This window comes from Mycobacterium sp. NGS16 (genome assembly GCF_059813225.1).
Genome location: NZ_JCALEE010000002.1, coordinates 130,604 through 147,524, shown reverse-complemented (window position 1 = coordinate 147,524; position 16,921 = coordinate 130,604). Strand labels below are relative to the sequence as shown.

The 16,921-nt window shown below is 69.9% G+C and carries 17 protein-coding genes and 2 tRNA genes; 5 read left to right on the top strand and 14 right to left on the bottom strand.

The window, feature by feature from the left end:
- Positions 1-57 precede the first annotated feature (57 nt).
- On the top strand, positions 58-4,284 hold the full coding sequence (locus tag AC5Y4Q_RS06515) for a PGRS repeat-containing protein (RefSeq protein ID WP_499958437.1): 4,227 nt from the start codon (positions 58-60) through the stop codon (positions 4,282-4,284).
- A gap of 65 nt (positions 4,285-4,349) precedes the next feature.
- Here AC5Y4Q_RS06515 and lipE read toward each other — a convergent pair whose 3' ends face one another.
- The 4 genes from lipE to AC5Y4Q_RS06495 are packed head-to-tail and all read right to left on the bottom strand — an operon-like array spanning position 4,350 to position 7,622.
- Positions 4,350-5,591, bottom strand: a complete 1,242-nt coding sequence (lipE, locus tag AC5Y4Q_RS06510) for a lipase LipE (RefSeq protein ID WP_064919909.1) — start codon at positions 5,589-5,591, stop codon at positions 4,350-4,352.
- Positions 5,592-5,605: 14 nt separating this feature from the next.
- Positions 5,606-6,478 carry an acyl-CoA thioesterase gene (locus AC5Y4Q_RS06505; RefSeq protein WP_064919887.1) on the bottom strand — a complete coding sequence of 291 codons (873 nt, stop codon included), beginning with the start codon at positions 6,476-6,478 and terminating at the stop codon, positions 5,606-5,608.
- On the bottom strand, positions 6,475-6,798 hold the full coding sequence (locus tag AC5Y4Q_RS06500; protein ID WP_065019140.1) for a DMT family transporter: 324 nt from the start codon (positions 6,796-6,798) through the stop codon (positions 6,475-6,477). The genes AC5Y4Q_RS06505 and AC5Y4Q_RS06500 overlap by 4 nt, the downstream gene beginning before the upstream one ends.
- A complete protein-coding gene (locus AC5Y4Q_RS06495; protein ID WP_065019141.1) occupies positions 6,798-7,622 on the bottom strand; it encodes a crotonase/enoyl-CoA hydratase family protein in 825 nt (274 codons plus the stop codon). Before AC5Y4Q_RS06495 ends, AC5Y4Q_RS06500 begins: the two co-directional genes overlap by 1 nt.
- 22 nt (positions 7,623-7,644) lie before the next feature.
- Between AC5Y4Q_RS06495 and AC5Y4Q_RS06490 the strand changes: the two genes are divergently transcribed.
- Both AC5Y4Q_RS06490 and AC5Y4Q_RS06485 read left to right on the top strand, forming a co-directional pair.
- Complete coding sequence (locus AC5Y4Q_RS06490; RefSeq protein WP_065019142.1) at positions 7,645-8,220, top strand: TIGR03086 family metal-binding protein; 576 nt, start codon at positions 7,645-7,647, stop codon at positions 8,218-8,220.
- Positions 8,221-8,276: 56 nt separating this feature from the next.
- On the top strand, positions 8,277-9,191 hold the full coding sequence (locus AC5Y4Q_RS06485; protein WP_065019143.1) for a TerC family protein: 915 nt from the start codon (positions 8,277-8,279) through the stop codon (positions 9,189-9,191).
- Here the strand turns inward: AC5Y4Q_RS06485 and AC5Y4Q_RS06480 are convergent.
- The 4 genes from AC5Y4Q_RS06480 to hisC form a co-directional block, all read right to left on the bottom strand.
- Positions 9,188-9,376 carry a hypothetical protein gene (locus AC5Y4Q_RS06480; protein ID WP_064919892.1) on the bottom strand — a complete coding sequence of 63 codons (189 nt, stop codon included), beginning with the start codon at positions 9,374-9,376 and terminating at the stop codon, positions 9,188-9,190. The two genes, AC5Y4Q_RS06485 and AC5Y4Q_RS06480, sit on opposite strands and share 4 nt — an antisense overlap.
- 30 nt (positions 9,377-9,406) lie before the next feature.
- Positions 9,407-9,886, bottom strand: a complete 480-nt coding sequence (locus tag AC5Y4Q_RS06475) for a DUF4334 domain-containing protein (protein ID WP_064919893.1) — start codon at positions 9,884-9,886, stop codon at positions 9,407-9,409.
- 88 nt (positions 9,887-9,974) lie between these two features.
- Positions 9,975-10,388 (bottom strand): SRPBCC family protein, encoded by a 414-nt coding sequence (locus tag AC5Y4Q_RS06470; RefSeq protein ID WP_064919894.1) that lies wholly within the window; start codon positions 10,386-10,388, stop codon positions 9,975-9,977.
- A gap of 11 nt (positions 10,389-10,399) precedes the next feature.
- Positions 10,400-11,446: a histidinol-phosphate transaminase gene (gene hisC / locus AC5Y4Q_RS06465; RefSeq protein WP_065019173.1), complete on the bottom strand. Its 1,047-nt coding sequence runs from the start codon at positions 11,444-11,446 to the stop codon at positions 10,400-10,402.
- Positions 11,447-11,534: 88 nt separating this feature from the next.
- Here hisC and AC5Y4Q_RS06460 point away from each other — a divergent pair.
- Together AC5Y4Q_RS06460 and AC5Y4Q_RS06455 are read left to right on the top strand one after the other, a co-directional pair.
- Positions 11,535-11,625, top strand: a tRNA-Ser gene (locus tag AC5Y4Q_RS06460).
- Between the two features lie 40 nt (positions 11,626-11,665).
- A tRNA-Arg gene (locus AC5Y4Q_RS06455) sits at positions 11,666-11,738 on the top strand.
- A gap of 85 nt (positions 11,739-11,823) precedes the next feature.
- On the opposite strand, the gene AC5Y4Q_RS06450 is transcribed toward AC5Y4Q_RS06455, so the two are convergent.
- From AC5Y4Q_RS06450 to AC5Y4Q_RS06425, 6 genes are all read right to left on the bottom strand, one after another.
- Positions 11,824-12,549, bottom strand: coding sequence for a hypothetical protein (locus AC5Y4Q_RS06450; protein WP_065019144.1), 726 nt, complete (start codon positions 12,547-12,549; stop codon positions 11,824-11,826).
- Positions 12,546-13,283: a hypothetical protein gene (locus tag AC5Y4Q_RS06445; protein ID WP_064919896.1), complete on the bottom strand. Its 738-nt coding sequence runs from the start codon at positions 13,281-13,283 to the stop codon at positions 12,546-12,548. The genes AC5Y4Q_RS06450 and AC5Y4Q_RS06445 overlap by 4 nt, the downstream gene beginning before the upstream one ends.
- A 9-nt stretch (positions 13,284-13,292) precedes the next feature.
- Positions 13,293-14,048, bottom strand: a complete 756-nt coding sequence (locus AC5Y4Q_RS06440; RefSeq protein ID WP_064919897.1) for a hypothetical protein — start codon at positions 14,046-14,048, stop codon at positions 13,293-13,295.
- A gap of 28 nt (positions 14,049-14,076) precedes the next feature.
- Positions 14,077-14,385 carry a hypothetical protein gene (locus tag AC5Y4Q_RS06435; RefSeq protein WP_064919898.1) on the bottom strand — a complete coding sequence of 103 codons (309 nt, stop codon included), beginning with the start codon at positions 14,383-14,385 and terminating at the stop codon, positions 14,077-14,079.
- 77 nt (positions 14,386-14,462) lie between these two features.
- On the bottom strand, positions 14,463-15,893 hold the full coding sequence (locus tag AC5Y4Q_RS06430) for an amidohydrolase (protein ID WP_499958432.1): 1,431 nt from the start codon (positions 15,891-15,893) through the stop codon (positions 14,463-14,465).
- 3 nt (positions 15,894-15,896) lie between these two features.
- Positions 15,897-16,916: a phosphotransferase family protein gene (locus tag AC5Y4Q_RS06425; RefSeq protein WP_125225890.1), complete on the bottom strand. Its 1,020-nt coding sequence runs from the start codon at positions 16,914-16,916 to the stop codon at positions 15,897-15,899.
- Positions 16,917-16,921: the final 5 nt, after the last annotated feature.

Below are 16,921 nucleotides of genomic sequence, written 5' to 3'. Positions count from 1 at the left end.
CGCCTCTCCAAAACTCCACTACCCCAAGGTTTTACATCTGATGAAAGGTGTTCCTCAATGAGTCGTCGTCACAGCAGCACCCGGCGCCGCGGTCATCAGCAGGCCGGTCAATCGCGTCACAGGCGGGCGATCGGTGCCGGTGGTGCGGCCACCGCCTTCTTGGCGTTCGGAATGATGCCGCTGGCGGGCCTTCCGTCGGCGCAGGCCGACGACGGGATGGACTGGCTGATGGACCTGTTCGGCCCCGCCGCATCGGTAGATACCCCACTGGCCGCCGACAGCAGCCAATTCGACATGACCAGCATTATCGACCAATGGTTCTACCAACCGATCCACCTCGGTGTGGAGGCTTGGATCAACAGCGATCTCGGTGAGCTGGTCAACGGATGGATCAATGAGTCCTCCGGGCTGTTCTTGATCGGCGACGGCGCGGCCGGGACGGCCGAGAACCCCGATGGCGGCGACGGCGGTCTGTGGTTCGGTGACGGCGGTGCCGGCTGGGACAGCAATGACGCGGCGCTGGCCGGCGGAAACGGCGGTGCCGCAGGATGGTTCGGCAACGGCGGTGCCGGCGGTGACGGCTTCGAGACCGGTGCGGGCGGCAACGGCGGTGCCGGCGGCTCCTTCATGGGCATCGGCGGTGACGGTGGTGCCGGCGGTATGGGTGTCGGTGTGAGCGGCAGCGGCGGTGCCGGCGGCAACGGTGGCGACGCGGTCGGCTGGTTCTTTGGCAACGGCGGCAACGGCGGCGCCGGCGGCAATGGCACCGCGGGCGCCAACGGCAGCTACGCCAACGGCGGTACCGGCATCGGCGGCACCGGCGGCACCGGTGGGGCCGGTGGTGCCGGCGGCCGTAGCGGCTTCCTCTACGGCAATGGCGGCAACGGTGGGGCCGGCGGCGCCGCCGGTGGCACCGGCACCTCCGCCAACGGCGTCGACGACGGCATCGCAGCGCACCTCAACGGTGCCAACGGCGGCGCGGGTGCCGCTGGCGGCGCCGGCGGCGCGGGCGGCGAAAAGTTCGACGGTTCCTACGGAAGCGCCGGTGCGGCCGGGGTCGGTGGCACCGGGGCGGCCGGGACCGACGGCGGGGACGCTTTCAAGGACGCCAACGGGGACTACCTCGGCAACGGCGGTGCCGGCGGTACCGGTGGCACCGGCGGCGCCGGACCTCTGGGCGGTAACGGTGGGGCGGCCGGCAATGGCGGTGCCGGCCTGACCGGTGGGGCCGGCGGCGCCGGCGGCAACGGCGGGGCCGGGGTCGGCGTCGGCGGCGTGGGCGGCAACGGTGCCGATGGCGGCGCCGGTGGGTTCGGTGCACTCCACGGCGGCAACGGTGGCAACGGGGGTAATGGCGGCAACAACACCGCCGAAGACGGCCACGGCGGTAGCGGCGGCGCCGGTGGCGCCGCCGGTGACGCCGCGACCGACGACAACACCGTCCAGACCATCGGCGGCAACGGCGGCAACGGCGGCAACGGCGGGGTCGGCGGCAACGTCCCGCTCGTCCTGGGCGGTGTCAACGGCTGGGGTGGTCAGGGCGGCGATGGCGGCGCGGCTGGCACCGGTACCTACGTCGGCGGCAACGGAGGCAACGGCGGCAACGGTGGTGCCGGCACCTTCAGCAGCGGCGGGAACGGTGGCACCGGCGCCGACGGCGCGCAGAGCACCGGCTGGAAGTCCGGGGACGGCACCGTCTTCAGCAAGGGCGGCAACGGTGGCAACGGCGGAACAGGCGGCGGCGCCAAGGCCAACGGCATCGCCGGGGTCGGTGGTGACGGCGGAAACGGCGCCGACGGGGCGGTTGGCGCCGGCGTCATCAGCACCGGCGGTAACGGCGGTGCCGGCGGCACCGGCGGCGCCGCCGCGGCGGGCCTGTCGTCGGGCGGTGGCTTCGCCGGCGTCGGCGGTAACGGCGGATCCGGTGGCGACGGCACCGCGTCCGGTGGGACCGGCGGCAACGGTGGCTCCGGTGGCAGCGGGCAGCTGGCCGGCGGCGACGGGGGCGACGGCGGTACCGGTGGCAACAGTGCTGGCGCCACCAACCCCAACAACCCCTTCGGCGCCAGCCATGCCGGCAACGGCGGCAACGCCGGAAACGGGGGCTCCTCGGCGGGCGGCAGCTTCCCGCCGGGCCCCGGCGGTAACGGCGGCACCGGTGGCACCGGCGGCACCGGGGCCGGCGCGGTCAACGGCGGTAACGGCGGGACCGGTGGCTTCGGTGGCGGTGGCGTCACGGGCGGCAATGCCGGAGACGGTGGAAACGGCGGCGCGGCGACCGGTACCGGTAACGGCGGAAACGGCGGCAATGCCGGCCTCTTCGGCGGCTCCGCGAGTGCCGGGACCGCGGGAATTCCGCACCCACGGGCGGCCGGTGGCGACGGCTACGACGCCGGCAACGGCGGCAACGGCGGAAACGGCGGCGCCGGCGGCAGCGCGGTCACCGGTAACGGTGGCGCCGGCGGCAACGGCAGCGTCGGCGGAAGCGGTGGCGTCGGCGGTAAGGGCGGCGTCGGCGGTGTCGATGCCAACGGCAATGGCCTTGACGGCGGCAACGGCGGTAAGGGCGGCGCTGGTGGAACCGGAGGCCACGGCGGGGCCGGTGGCATCAGCACCAGCGGCACCAACGGGACCGCGGGCACCGACGCACTCGACGGCGCCGGTGGCGCGGGTGGCGCCGGCGGCGCCGGTGGCGTCGGCGTCAACGGCGGGTCCTCCGGTAACGGTGGCGCTGGTGGCGCCGGCGGGACCTCTGGCAGCGGCGCCGGTGGTGCCGGCGGCGTGGGCGGCGCCGGTGGCGCCGGCCATGCGGGTGTGGTCGGAAGCGACACCGTCACCGGGACCGTCGGCGGGGACGGCGGCAATGGCGGTAAGGGCGGTACCGGCGGGGCATCCACCAGCGGCACCTGGGGCGCCGCCGGCGTCGGTGGTGCCGGCGGTGCCGGCGGCGTGGGCGGCGTCGACGCCGACGGCAACGGCCTGAACGGTGGCAACGGCGGCAACGGTGGTGCCGGCGGGGCCGGCGTCAACGGTGGCCTGGACGGCACCGGTGGCGTCGGTGGCGCCGGTGGAGCCGGCGGCGTCGGAACCAACGGCGGGGACTCCGGTGACGGTGGCAACGGTGGCACCGGTGGCACCTCCGGCACCGGTAATGGTGGCGTCGGTGGCGCCGGCGGTGCCGGCGGTGCCGGAGTCATCGGCGGATCGGCCGGCAATGGCGGAAACGCCGGTAACGGTGGTACCTCCGGCAGCGGCACCGGCGGTAACGGTGGCGTCGGTGGCACCGGCGGCGCCGGTCTCAATGGCGCTGCGTCCGGAACCGCTGGTGGCGACGGCGGAAACGGCGGAAAGGGCGGTTCGGGAGGTGCCTCCGGCACCGGCGCCGATGGACTTGCCGGCGCCGGTGGCGCCGGTGGGGCCGGTGGCACCGGTGGGGTCAATGCCGCCGGGAACGGCCTGCGCGGTGGCGACGGTGGCGCCGGTGGCGCCGGCGGTGCCGGCATCAACGGCGGTCTCGACGGCAACGGTGGCAACGGTGGCAACGGTGGTTCCGGTGGTATCGGAACCAGCGGCGGGGCCTCCGGTAACGGCGGCGACGGCGGCTCCGGCGGTATCTCCGGCAGCGGTAACGGCGGCAACGGCGGCAACGGTGGCGCCGGCGGGATGAGCGGCGTCCCTGCCAGTGGCGGGCCTGCCGGCACCGGTGGCAACGGCGGTAACGGTGGCACCGGTGGCGCCTCGACCAGCGGCAACGGCGGCAACGGCGGGACCGGCGGGAGCGGTGGCGCCGGCCGAGCGGGCACGGCCGGAACCGCGGGAACCACCACGGCCGGCGGCGACGCAACCGATGGCGGCAACGGCGGCAACGGTGGTGTCGGTGGTACCGGCGGCACGTCGGTAACCGGCGATGGCGGCAAGGGCGGTGTCGGTGGTGCCGGCGGCGCGGGCGGCACCGGTGGCACCGGTGGCAAGGGCGGCGTCAACGCCGGTGTCGGCCAGGCTGGCGGCAACGGCGGCGACGGCGGCAACAGCGGTACCGGTGGTAAGGGTGGCACCGGCGGCGACAGCACCAGCGGGAACGACGGCGCCAACGGCAACGGCGGCAACGGACCGGCCGGCGGCAAGGGTGGTAACGGCGGCAACGGCGGCACCCCCGGTGGCGCAGGCGGCACTCGCGGTACCGGCGGCACCGGCGGGACCGGCGGTGCCGCCGGTGGTCCCGGCGCCAGCCCCGGCAGCAACGGCGCCAACGGGGCCAACGGCAACAACGGCCTCCCCGGCTGACAGCACCCCGTTCACACTGCACTCAGGGCGCAACCCACTCGCACTTTTGCGCCCTGAGTGCAGTGTCACCGCACGGAGCGGGGCAGCTCCGCGGCGATGGTGTCCATCAGCGCGGCGTAGCGCTTGGCCTCCGGATCGCGACCGGGCTTGCCGCTGGAGATCAGCCCGGCGGCCAGCCCCCGCGCCGGGTCCGCCCAGATCGCGACGTTGACCAGTCCCAGATGTCCGAACGCCGATGGTGCACCACGGCCGAAGGGGCCGAACCGCTCCGAGCCCAGCATGTAGCCGGTGCCCCAGCGCAACGGCACCAAGCCGGTGGCCACATCCGGGCGCAGCCGCCGGCACTGCGCTGTTGCGGCGGCCATGGTCTCCGGCGAGACCACCCGCACGCCATCGAGTTCGCCTCCGCGGCGCCAGATCTCGGCGAACTTAGACAGCTCGAACGCCGTCGAGATGGTGTTCGACGACGGGATGACGCTGGTCAGATACAGCGGGGTGTTGGTGAACGGAATGATCTCGTGCATGGTGCCGCCGATCGCCCGGCGAAACACCGCAGCCACCGGCCCGGGCAGCGGCTGGCCGGTGGCGTGACTGGGCGCCACCAGCGCGACGTCCTCTTGGGCCACACCGAAATTCGTCCACCGGAAGCCCAGCGGATCGAGAATCTCTTCAGCGAGGATGTCCCGGATCTGCCGCCCGGTGGCCGCTGAGACGATCTCGCGCATCAAGGGTCCCCAGGTCAGCGCGTGGTACATGTGCGCCCACCCCGGTGGGTAGATCGCGCGCAGGTTCGCCAACTGCTGCCGGGTGTACTCGCTGTCGTCGACCCGTGTCACGTCCGGCCGCGGCCCGGTGGCGAACGGCACCCCGGCACTGTGCGTCAGCACCTGACGAATCGTGGTGCGCCCCTTGCCGTACCGGCCGTAGCCGGGCAGATAGTCTGCCACCCGGTCATCCAGTGAGAAGCAGCCGCGCTCGACGAGCATGTGCACCACGGTGGAGGTGATCGCCTTGGCCGCCGAGTACGCGCAGAACGGGGTGTCGATGCGCACCGCCACCTTCTCGGCGTCGGCGGGATCGGTGGGCGCATTGCCCCACCCGTGCCCGATCGCGCGGTTGAGCACGACGCGGCCGTTGTGGCGCAGGCACAGCTGGATCGCCGGGTGCATACCGGCCGAATACCAGTGCCGCGCGGCCTGCCAGATCCGTTCCACCGCAACAGGATCGATACCGGAATGATCCTCCTCGCCGACCGCCGTCACCGCGTCCAGGTCGGCCGGAACCCGGATCCGCCCATCGGGTGTCAAGATCTCGGGAATCTTCACCGCCGCTCCCTGCCCTTGCCCCGGCCGAAATAGAGTTCCTGGGTCGCGACGCAGACCAGCTGCCCCGCCCGGTTGTACATCGTGGATGTCGCCAGCCCGCGCCCGGCGACACCGCTGGGCGAGAACTGGTCGGACAGCACCCAATCCGACAGGTCCACGGGCCGCTGAAACCACAGTGCGTGATCGATCAGCGCGTTGAACGCGCTGGCCGGGGTGCCCCGGCGCATGGCCACCGCCGTCTCGACCATCTTGGTGCCGGACAGATAGGTCAAAAGCGCACTGTGCAACGCAGCGTCAGCAGGCACTGCTTGAGAAGGCTTCCACCACAACCGGATCCGCGGCGACGACTCGCCGAGCTCAAGGGCCGCCCGCGGGTGCGGGTCGATGTAGCGCTGCTCGAACGGGTGCGGCTGCACCCAGTAGCCGTCCAGCTCGTCGGCGTAGTCGGCGAGTTGGTCTTGCACCGGCGGCAGCGAATCCGGGTCGGGCACCTCGGGCATCGGCTGCTGGTACTCCGGCGCGTCGACCTCCGCACTGAACGACGAGAGCACTTCCAGCAGGATCTCACCGTCCTGGCGGGCGGTGACCTGCCGCGTCGACAGCGTGCCGCCGTCGCGGGCCACATCCACGTGCAGGTCGACGGGGCGGCGGGCATCCCCGGCCCGCACGTAGTAGACGTGCATGCTGTGCGGGCTGCGGCCCGGGGCGGTGCGGCTGGCCGCCATCAGCGCCTGGCCCGCGATGTGCCCGCCGACGATGTGATGGTGTGGGTTGTCCAGTTGGGTGGCGACGAAGTGCTCGTCGTCGACACGCTCGACGTCGAGGGTGGCGACCAGGTCGGCCAAGCCCGGCTGCCGGAAGGCCGTCACGCGTGCGCCCCGTACTCCAGCAGGTACACCCCGGCGCCGATCAGCACCACCCCGCCGGCCATCACCGGCGTGAACGGGTCGGCGAAGAAAAACCGGGCCAGCGCCGCGGTCAGGGCCACCCCGACGCCCGACCACACCCCGTAGGCCACCCCGACCGGCATGCCGCGCTTCAACACCAAAGCCAGCAACACGAACGACACCAGGTAGCCGACGGCCACCGGGATCGCCCACTGCCATCGGCTGAAGCCGTCGGAGGCGCGCATCGACAGCGTCCCGGCTACCTCGAAGCCGATCGCTCCGAACAGCAGGAGCCAGGCCATCACTCGCCGGTGAACTTCGGCGTGCGCTTGCCCATGATGGCGCCGATGCCCTCCAGCAGGTCCTTGGACGCCAAAAACGCCGAGTTCCACGCCGCGACGTAGCGCAGGCTGGCCGCCACCCGGTCGGTGCGCTGCTCGTCGAGCACGTCCTTGACCCCGGCCACGGTCAGCGGCGGGTTGGCGGCGATTTCGGCGGCGGTGGCGTGCGCGGCGGCCAGGCAGGCCTCGGCGTCGGTATAAACGTCGTTGACCAGGCCGATCTTCTCCGCCCGGGCGGCGTCGATGTCCTTGCCGGTCAGCGCCAGCTCGCGCAGGTGCCCGTCGGACAGGATCAGTGGCAGCCGGGCCAGGCTGCCGACGTCGGCGACGATGGCCAGCTTGACCTCGCGCACGCTGAACTTGGCGTCGGCCGACGCGTAGCGGATGTCGACCGCCGAAATCAGGTCGACGCCACCGCCGATGCACCAGCCCTGAATCGCCGCGATGGTCGGGGTCCGGCAGTCGGCGACCGCGGTGATCGCACCCTGCATGCGCTGCAGTTCGCGGTGGAAGTCCGCCCGCGGCCGGGCCAGCGCCCCCTCGGCCAGCATCGGCGTCATCGTCCCGCCCATCGCGGCCAGATCCAGCCCGTAGCTGAAGTTCTTGCCGGAGCCGGTCAGCACGATCGCTCGCACGTCGCGGTCGGCGTCGAGCGCGGCGAACACCTGCGGCAGCTCCGACCAGAACGCCGGACCCATCGCGTTGCCCTTGCCCGGGCCGATCAGGGTCACCTGGGCGACGTGGTCTTTGATCTCGACGGTGACGGATTCATACGACTCTGTCATAGGTGAACCGTAGCCTGGGAACATGGCCCATGATCTGCGACCCGGTCCCGACGCGCCCCCCACCGACGAGCTGGCGGGTGCCGAAGCCACCCTTGCGGTGCTGGCGCAGGTGCTGCACCACATCGGCAGTGACGAACTGTCCAATCCGACGCCGTGCTCGGAATTCGACGTCGCGCAGCTGACCGAGCATCTGCTGGGCTCCATCACCCTCCTCGGCGGCGCGGCCGGCGCGCAGTTTCCGGCCCGCGAGGCCACCGAGTCGCCGGAACGGCAGGTCATCGCCGCGGCCCGGCCCGCGCTGGACGCCTGGCACGGCCGTGGCCTGGACGGCACCGTCACCATCGGCTCGAATGAGTTCCCGGCGAGGGTGGCTGCGGGCATTCTGGCGGTCGAATTCCTGGTGCACGCCTGGGACTATGCGACGGCGACCAGCCGCACCATGCAGGTGCCCGAACCGCTGGCCGAGTATGTGTTGGGCCTGGCGCAGGCGATCATCACGCCGGAGGGCCGGGTCCGGGCGGGATTCGACGAGCCCGTCGCGGTGCCCGACTCCGCGCCGGCCCTGCAGCGGTTGATCGCATTCACCGGGCGGTCATAGCCCCGCAACCTGCACGCCAATCCGGCTTTGCCTAGGCCGCCTACCGTGGGTGGCACATGGACATTGCCGGTTGGGTATGGGGGCTGACGGTCGTCGGCCTGGCCGGGCTGGTGGTTTTCGACTTCGTCTTCCACGTCCGCGAGCCGCACGTGCCGACGCTGAAGGAAGCCGCGGTCTGGTCCGGCGCCTACGTCGGCGTCGCGGTGCTGTTCGGGGTCGGCATGCTCGTGTTCGGCGGGGCCGACGCCGGCTCGGAGTACTTCGCCGGCTACGTCACCGAGAAGGCGCTCTCGGTGGACAACCTGTTCGTCTTCTTGGTCATCATGGCCAGCTTCCGGGTGCCGCGCGAGGATCAGCAGAAGGTGCTGCTGTTCGGCATCACCCTTGCCTTGGCCGCCCGGACCGGCTTCATCTTTCTCGGCGCGGCGCTGATCAACACGTTCTCCTGGGTCTTCTACTTCTTCGGGCTGATCCTGCTGTTGACGGCCCGCAACATGTTCAAGGCTCCCCGCGGGGAAGCGTCCCACCTCGCCGCCGATGGCGTCGTCCGGCTGGCGAAGAAGGTCGTCGCGGCCCCGATGCTGGTGGTGATGACCGCGATCGCCGGCACCGACGTGCTGTTCGCCCTCGACTCGATCCCGGCGATCTTCGGTCTCACCCAGAACACCTACATCGTGTTCACCGCGACGGCGTTCTCCCTGCTGGGCCTGCGCCAGCTGTACTTCTTGATCGACGGCCTGCTCGACCGGCTGGTCTACCTGTCCTACGGCCTGGCGGCGATCCTCGGATTCATCGGGGTGAAGCTGATCCTGCACGCGCTGCACGAAGACGGCGTCGGCGTCATCGAGGTCGGCACGGGCCCGTCGCTGCTGGTGATCATCGGCGTGCTGGTGGTCACCGTGGTCGCCTCATTGCGCAGCGGTTCCAAGGAGGCCGCCCAGAGTGAACGCGAGCGGGTTCCAGTGGCTTAAGCGCGGTCGCCTTCGGTGTCGTCGAAGAACCGCCACTGGCCGTCGAGATCGACCTCCATCCGCCACCCCAGTTCGGAGTTATCGGCCTTGACGTCGACGAACCAGGCGTGCGCGTCTTCGGCACTGGCGATGTCTTTGGTGGCCACGACGTCGCCGTGGGGGTCCAGCACTCGGTAGGTAGACATGCGTGGCAGGGTTCCCGCCGTTTGCCGCGCTTAAGCGTGGCGCTCCACCCGCTCCAGGTAGAAGTAGAAGTAGCGGCCGTTATCGAGCACGCCCTTGCCGTTCATGATGCCGATCACGGTGTCGTCGTCGACGCGCTTGAAGTGGTCGTGGGTGGGCTGGCCGTCGTAGACCATGGTGGCCACCACCTCGCCGCGGAACTCCTCGGCCCACAGACTGGCCTCGCCCTTGCCGAGGCGGGTGTTGGAGAACTTGTTGCCGTTCTCGTCGAGGCAGACCAGCGGCTGCACGTCGGTGACCGAGTTGAACGTCTTGCCGAACCAGCGCGCCTTCTCCAGCAGCCCGTTCATCTTGTGGCCGGTGACGAACTCACCGCCGCGCCACTCGCCGATCATGCCCTCGACGGTGGCCGGGGGCAGCGTCGCCCAGAACTCGTCGAGCTCGGCGTCGGCGATGGTGTCGGTGCGCTGTTTGAGCGCGGTGAACGTCTTGCGGGCCAGTTCGTCGCTCATGTGCCTGCCTTTCTTTGCCGAACGTGAAGCCAACTTCACGCTCGCGGTCGAACGTGAAGCCAACTTCACGCTCGGCGGTGGTATGGACTCACCCGGCCTTCTTCACGGCCCGCTTGAGACCGAACAGCAGCACGTTGGCCAGCACCGCGGCCACCCCCGGCAGCGGATTGTCGGCGCTGATGGTGTAGCTGATCTCGGTGCCCGATCCCGACGGCCGCAGCACCACATCGCCGACATAGTTGCGAAACGGGATGCCCGAGACGCCCCGGTAGCTCAGCCGCTGATCCGGCTCGAACGCGATGATCTCCTCAACCAGCGGCGCCATCCCCGGCACCGCCTTGATACGACGCTGGGCGCCGACACCATTGGGCTCGGGGGAGCCGGGCCGGGCCAGGGTGATCTGCAGGCCGGGCGCCCAGGCGGACATGCCCTCGTAGTCCGAGAGCACCGCCCACACCCGGGCCGCGGGCGCGGCGACGGTGGCGGTAGCGGTCGCGTGCATAGAGTTCCTCCTCAGCGGTACGCCTGAGCGAACCGTAACAGCGCGTCGTTTTCCTCCGGCGCGCCGATGGTCACCCGCACCCCGTCGGCGCCGTACGGGCGCACCACGATGCGGGCCTCCGCAGCCGCGGCCACGAAGTCAGCGGTGCGCTCGGCCAGCGGCAGCCACACGAAGTTGGCCTGCGAATCCGGCAACTCGAACCCGGCCTCCCGCAGCGCCGCGCCGACCCGGACCCGTTCAGCGACCACCGCATCGGTGCGGGCCAGCAGCTCGTCGGCGGCGTCCAGTGAGGCGATCCCGGCGACCTGCGCCACGGACGACACCGTGAACGGCACGTAGACCTTGCCCAGTGCGGTGATGATCTCCGGGTCTCCGACCGCATAGCCCAACCGCAGCCCAGCCAGCCCGTAGGCTTTCGAAAACGTCCGCAGCACAACCACGTTCGGGTATTTGCGGGCCAGTCCCAGACTGTCGGGCACCATGCCGTCGCGGATGTACTCGACATAGGCCTCGTCGATGGCGACCAGGATGTGCGGCGGCACCGCGGCCACGAACCGGGCCAGCGCGTCGGGGTCGACGACGGTCGAGGTCGGATTGTTCGGGTTGCAGACGAAGATCAGCCGGGTGCGGTCGGTGATGGCGGCCAGCATCGCGTCCAGGTCGTAGGTGTGCTCACGCAACGGCACCTGCACCGGCACGCCGCCGGCGGTGCGCACCTGCAGCGGGTAGATCTCGAAGCTGCGCCAGCCGAACACCACCTCCTCACCCGCGCCGGTGCTGATCTGGATCAACTGTTGGCACAGGCTCACCGACCCGGCGCCCGCGGCGACATGCTCCGGGGCGAATCCGACGTGTTCGGCCAGCCGGGCCCGCAGCGCGGCGTAGCCGTTGTCCGGGTAGCGGTTGGTCCCGGCCAGGGCTTTCTCGACGGCCTTGACGACGCTGGGCAGCGGCGGCAGCACCGTCTCGTTGCTGGCCAGCTTGATCGAGCCCGGCACCGTCTTGCCCTCGACGTAGGCCGGCAATGCGGCGATCTCCGGGCGCAGGCGGGCGGTCACGGACCACAGCATATGTGCGCCGGTGGCCGCCGCATGAACCCGCGGTTTCGAAGCCGGGGCATTGATCCGGTACCCTCAACGAGTTCGAGGAGGCGTGCCAGAGCGGCCGAATGGGACTCACTGCTAATGAGTTGTCCTCTTACCGGGGACCGGAGGTTCAAATCCTCTCGCCTCCGCCACGGTCGAGCTTGCTCGTCCGAGCAGTACAACTGAAGACCGGCGCCCGTAGCTCAACGGATAGAGCATCTGACTACGGATCAGAAGGTTGGGGGTTCGAATCCCTTCGGGCGCACAAAAGAATTTCGGCGTTCACTCTGCGCCTAGGGCGGGAAAGTGCGAGTGGGTTACGCCGTGGGCGCAGAGTCAACCGGCCGAGTTCACCGTGGCGCCGACGCATCCGGCGAGAACCAAGCCTGCTTGGCCTGCCAGGACCGGGCCAGCCCGTAGGCGAAAATCGTCACGGACAGGCAGATGCAGGCCCAGATCGCCGGCCCGGCGTAGCCGCCCCTCCAGATCGAGATGATCGCGATCAGGCAGGCCACCACCGTCAACAGCATCGACGCCAGATACAGGTTGACCGTCGTCCTGGCCCGCGGATCGTGCCGCAGGGCCAGCATCAGCCGACCGACGTAGCCGCTGAGGTAGAGCACGATGCCGCACGCGGCCACCTCGTAGGCGGTCAGCCACCCATCGCCGGTCAGGCTGGCGAACATATCGGGCTCATGGCCGCGTTCGATCTTGACGAAGCTGGCCAGCAACACCACGACGGCCAGCCCCACCGGCAGCTGTAGGTGTTTGCGCATGAGCGGGCGCACCTGATCGGGATCGGCCAGCCGCACCAGCATGTGATAGATGTTCGCGATCACCGCCACGATCAGACACAGGCCGCCGAGCAGATGCTGGACATTCCACATTCCCAGCCACTGGTGCAGCACGGGGCTGAGTTCGGCGCCGGCCCACGGCGACAGCAGCACCAGGGAACAGCCCTCCATCGCGATCGCGAAAGTGGCGGCGGCCTCCCAGCGCGACCACCAGGTGTCGCGGCGTACCCACAGGCTGTAGAGGATCACCGCGAGGGTGGCGGTGATGAATACCGATGTCATTGCGCACCGATCGCCGTGCCGCCCCCCGAGGTGAACCATGCGCTCTTCGCCTGCCAGGATCGCGCCGACCCGTAGGCGAAGGTCCCCACCGACAGGCAGATGCACGTCCAGATCGCCGGGCTGGCAGCACCGCCCTCAACCCACGCCGAGCCGATCACGATCAGACAGCCGGCGGAGGCGAACGTCATCGACACCAGGTACAGGTCGATGGTCGATTTGGCCCGCGGATCCTCTCGCAGCGTCAGCATCAGCCGGCTGACGTAGGCGCTGAGGTAGAGCAGCACGGCGCAGCCCACCACCTCATAGGCGATCAGCCAGGAATCGGTGTGTGCGGCAGCGAACAGGTCCAGGCGGTACTCCTGGTCGGCGAGCAGATAGGACGGCACCATCAGCGCGACGCCGAGCCATACCGGGACAGTCAGATGGCGGCGCATGATCGAGCGCACCTGTGCGGGATCAGCGAGGCGCACCAGCATGTGGTAGATGTTCGCCACGACGGCCGCGATCAGGCACAGGTGGCCGAGCATCTGCTGCACGTTCCACACTCCCAGCCCGCGGCGCAGGATCGGGCCGATTGCGGTAGCGCCCCACGGCGACATCAACAGCAGCGCACCGGCTTCCAGCACCAGTGCCAGTGAGGCGGCGGCCTCCCAGCGCGACCACCAGGTGTCGCGGCGAATCCACGAGCTGTAGGCGATCAGCGCCAGGGTGGCAACGATGAGTACCGACGTCATGGCGCGCTCTCAAGACAGCGCTTGCGGCGGGTTGGGCTCCTTGACCGATCGACCGCCCGAGGCGAACCACGCCGCTTTCGCTTGCCAGGACCGGGCCGAGCCGTAGGCGAAGATCGCCACCGACACGCACCCGCACAACCAGACCAGCGAACTCACGTCGGTTCTGGTCCAGGTGGTGCTCAACTGTGCCACCAACGCCGCTAACGCAAACGCCGACGAGGCGGTGTAGAGCTCGACGGTCTCCTTGGCGCGGGGATCGGAGCGCACCAGCAGCAGCAGCCGGGTCGCGTAGCTGGACAGGAAGATCAGCAAACCGCAGAACAACACCCAGTACACGCTCGCCCACGCGCCGCCGCCGCCACTGGTCGAGAAACCGTCCGGGCGGTAGCCGGCGTCGGCGGTAATGAAGACTGCTACCAGCGCGACCACGCCGACGCGCACCGGCCACTCCACATGCCTGCGGTACCACGGCCGGATCCGGTCGAAGTCGGCCAGGCGCGGCAGCACGTGATAGATGTTGGCCGCGATCGCGATCACGAAGCAGATGTGGCCGGCCAGTTGCTGCAGGTTCCACATCCGGGTGGCGCGCTGCACCCACGGCCCGATCGTCTCGGCCGCCCACGGCGACATCAGCACCAGCGCACAGGCCTCCAGCGCGATGGCGAGGGTGATGCCGATCTCCCAGCGCGACCACCATGTATCGCGGCGCACCCACAAGCTGTAGAGCGCCACGAGCACGGTGGCGCCGATGCAGGCCGACGTCATGCGTCGACGGTACTTCCCGCAGGTCCGCTTAGACCGGCGGTTTGTCCAGATCCGCCTTGAGATCTCCGATGCGCAGCGGCCGCGACGACGATTCCAGGTATTCCGCGACCGCTTCGTGCTCAATCAATCCGAACCGGACCTGCAAATCAACCGGGTTCAACCCGAAGTACCGGGCGACCCGGATCAGATTGTCGGCACTGATCAGCCGGCCCTCGTGGGCCGCCTTGTAGTAGGCCGACTTGCGGTATCCGAATGCCTCGTAGACCTCGGTGGCTCCGAGCGGCCTGCCGACGAGGTAAGGCAGCACGACGGTGGGGTCTTTGTGACGATCGTCCACAGCAATAAACCTTAGCTCCGCTTCGTAGACCACACAACTATTCGGCAATAACGACGGTGCGAAAATCGCCCGCCGAATCACCCTACAGACAACAGCTCCAGCATCGCCCGGCTCGCAATCCGGGTGCCCACCGCGATTGCGGCGAGGTCGACGACGTAATCCGGCGAGTGCGGCGAGTAAGGGAACATTTTGCCGCATGCAGCGGCATCGGCGTACACCTGCGGATCGGCCACGCCGACCATCAGGTAAGCCAATGGCACGTCGTGATGCGGGCCTTTGAGTAGGTGACAGTCTTCCGACGCGGTGACCGCCGGAAGATCGGTGATGACGTTGTGCTCGCCGAGCACACCGCGCAGCGTCTCGGCCAGCCGGGCGGTCAGGCCGGCGTCGTTGACCAGGGGGGTGGAGCCGCCGCCCATCGTGATGACCGGCATCAGCTCGTCGGGCAGGCCGAAGCCGCGGGCGATGCCCTCGCTGATCGCCCGGATTCCGGTGAGCAGCTGGTCGCGCACCTGGGAGCTGTACCAGCGCAGGTTCACCAATAGCCGGGCCCGGTCCGGGATCACGTTGTAGGTCGAGCCGGCCTGCACCGAGCCGACGGTCAGCACCGCGCTCTCGTGCGGGGCGATGCTGCGGCTGATGATGCTCTGGAAACCCACCACGGCCTGGGCGGCCATCAGCACCGGGTCCTTGGCCAGCTGGGGCAGCGAGCCGTGCCCGCCGACGCCGTGGAAGGTGATCTCGAGCTGGTCAGTGCCGGCCATCCGCTCACCGCCGGCGGCGGCCACCATGCCCACCGGCACCGGCGCGGTGTGCATGGCGACGAATGAATCCGGCCGTGGGGCAACGGCGTAGAGCCCGTCGTCGACCATCGCCTGGGCGCCGGAGATCGGCTCTTCGGCAGGTTGGCCGATGAGCACCGCGGTGCCCGACCAGGTGGTCTGCGCGAGTACCTTGGCCATCCCGAGCATCCAGGTGACGTGGGCGTCGTGGCCACAGACGTGCGCGACCGGTGTCTGGCTGCCGTCGTCGTTGGTGACCTGCACGGTGCTTGCATAGTCCAGGCCGGTTGCCTCGCGCACCGGCAGCGCATCCATGTCGGCCCGGTACATCACCACCGGGCCCTGGCCGCGCTCCAGGATCGCCACCACCCCGGTGCCGCCGGTCCCGGTCGTCACGGTGAACCCGAGATCGGTGAGTGCCTGCGCGACGATCCGCGCGGTGCGCACCTCGGCGAAGCCCAGTTCGGGGTTGCGGTGCAGATCCTTGAACACCTCGATCAGCCGGGGCGTGTCGTCGGCGACGATCGCCTCGACTTCATCGCGGTGTTCATGCCGCGGTCCCAGCTTCGCCTCTCCTCCGTCGAGGCTCGCTGAACCGCGGTGTTCATGCCGCGGTCCCAGCTTCGCCTCTCCTCCGTCGAGCCTCGCTGAACCGCGGTGTTCATGCCGCGGTCCCAGCTTCGCCTCTCCTCCGTCGAGCCTCGCTGAACCGCGGTGCTCGGTCATCGCCTAGCCCTCCGTCAACGTTCGCGCGCGTTGGAACAGCCACACCGCCGCATCGTGCAGCTGGTCGCCGACTTCCTTCTGCGCCTTGCCCGCCGACGCCCGGGCCAGCGTGCCTTCGATCACGATGCCCAATTTGAAGCAGGCCAAAACCGTGTACCAGCCGATCTGCGACAGGTCGCGGGAGCTGCCCGCGGCGTAGCGCTCCAACAGCTCACCGGTCGAAGCCAGGCCGTCCATGCCGGTCAGGGTGTGGCTGAACACGCTGGATCCGTCGTCTTGGCGCCAGGTCGCCAACAGCCAGCCCAGGTCCAGCAGCGGATCGCCGATCGTCGACATCTCCCAGTCCAGGATCGCCGCCACCTGCGGCCCGCTGCGGGAGAACATCACGTTGGCCACGTGGTAGTCGCCGTGCAGGATGCCCGGCTGCCAGGATTTCGGCACGTTGCGCTGCAGCCACGAGGCGACCTCGTCGATGCCGGGCAGCTCGGGACCCGGGTAGTTCTCGAACTGGCGGTAGGAGTCCAGCTCCGAAAGCCAGCGCGGCACTTGGCGTTCCAGGAATCCGTCCGGCTTGCCGTAGTCTGCCAGCCCCACCGCGACGTGGTCGACGGCGCCGAGGCGGGCCAGCGCGTCGGCCATCGACAGGCCCATCTGGTGCCGGATCGCCGGGTCGCCGGCGTGCAGCTCGGGAAGTTCCTCACCGGCGTTGAACCCGTCGATCGGCTCCATGAGGTAGAACACCGCGTCACCGAGCACCGCCGGGTCGTCGCAGACCGCGATCAACCGCGGGTGCGGCACGTCGGTGTCGGCCAGTGCGGCCAGCACCCGGGTCTCCCGCAGCATCACCTCGTTGCTGCGCGGGCGCAGATGCAGTGGCCCACGGCGCAACACATAGCTGCGGCCAGACCGGGTGAACCGCAGCATGACGTTCTGGGTTCCGCCGGACAATTCGGTGACGTCCTCCAGCGGACCGTCGCCGAGGCGCCGCTCAGACATCCACTGCGCGACCGGTTCGAGCTGCATGCGGT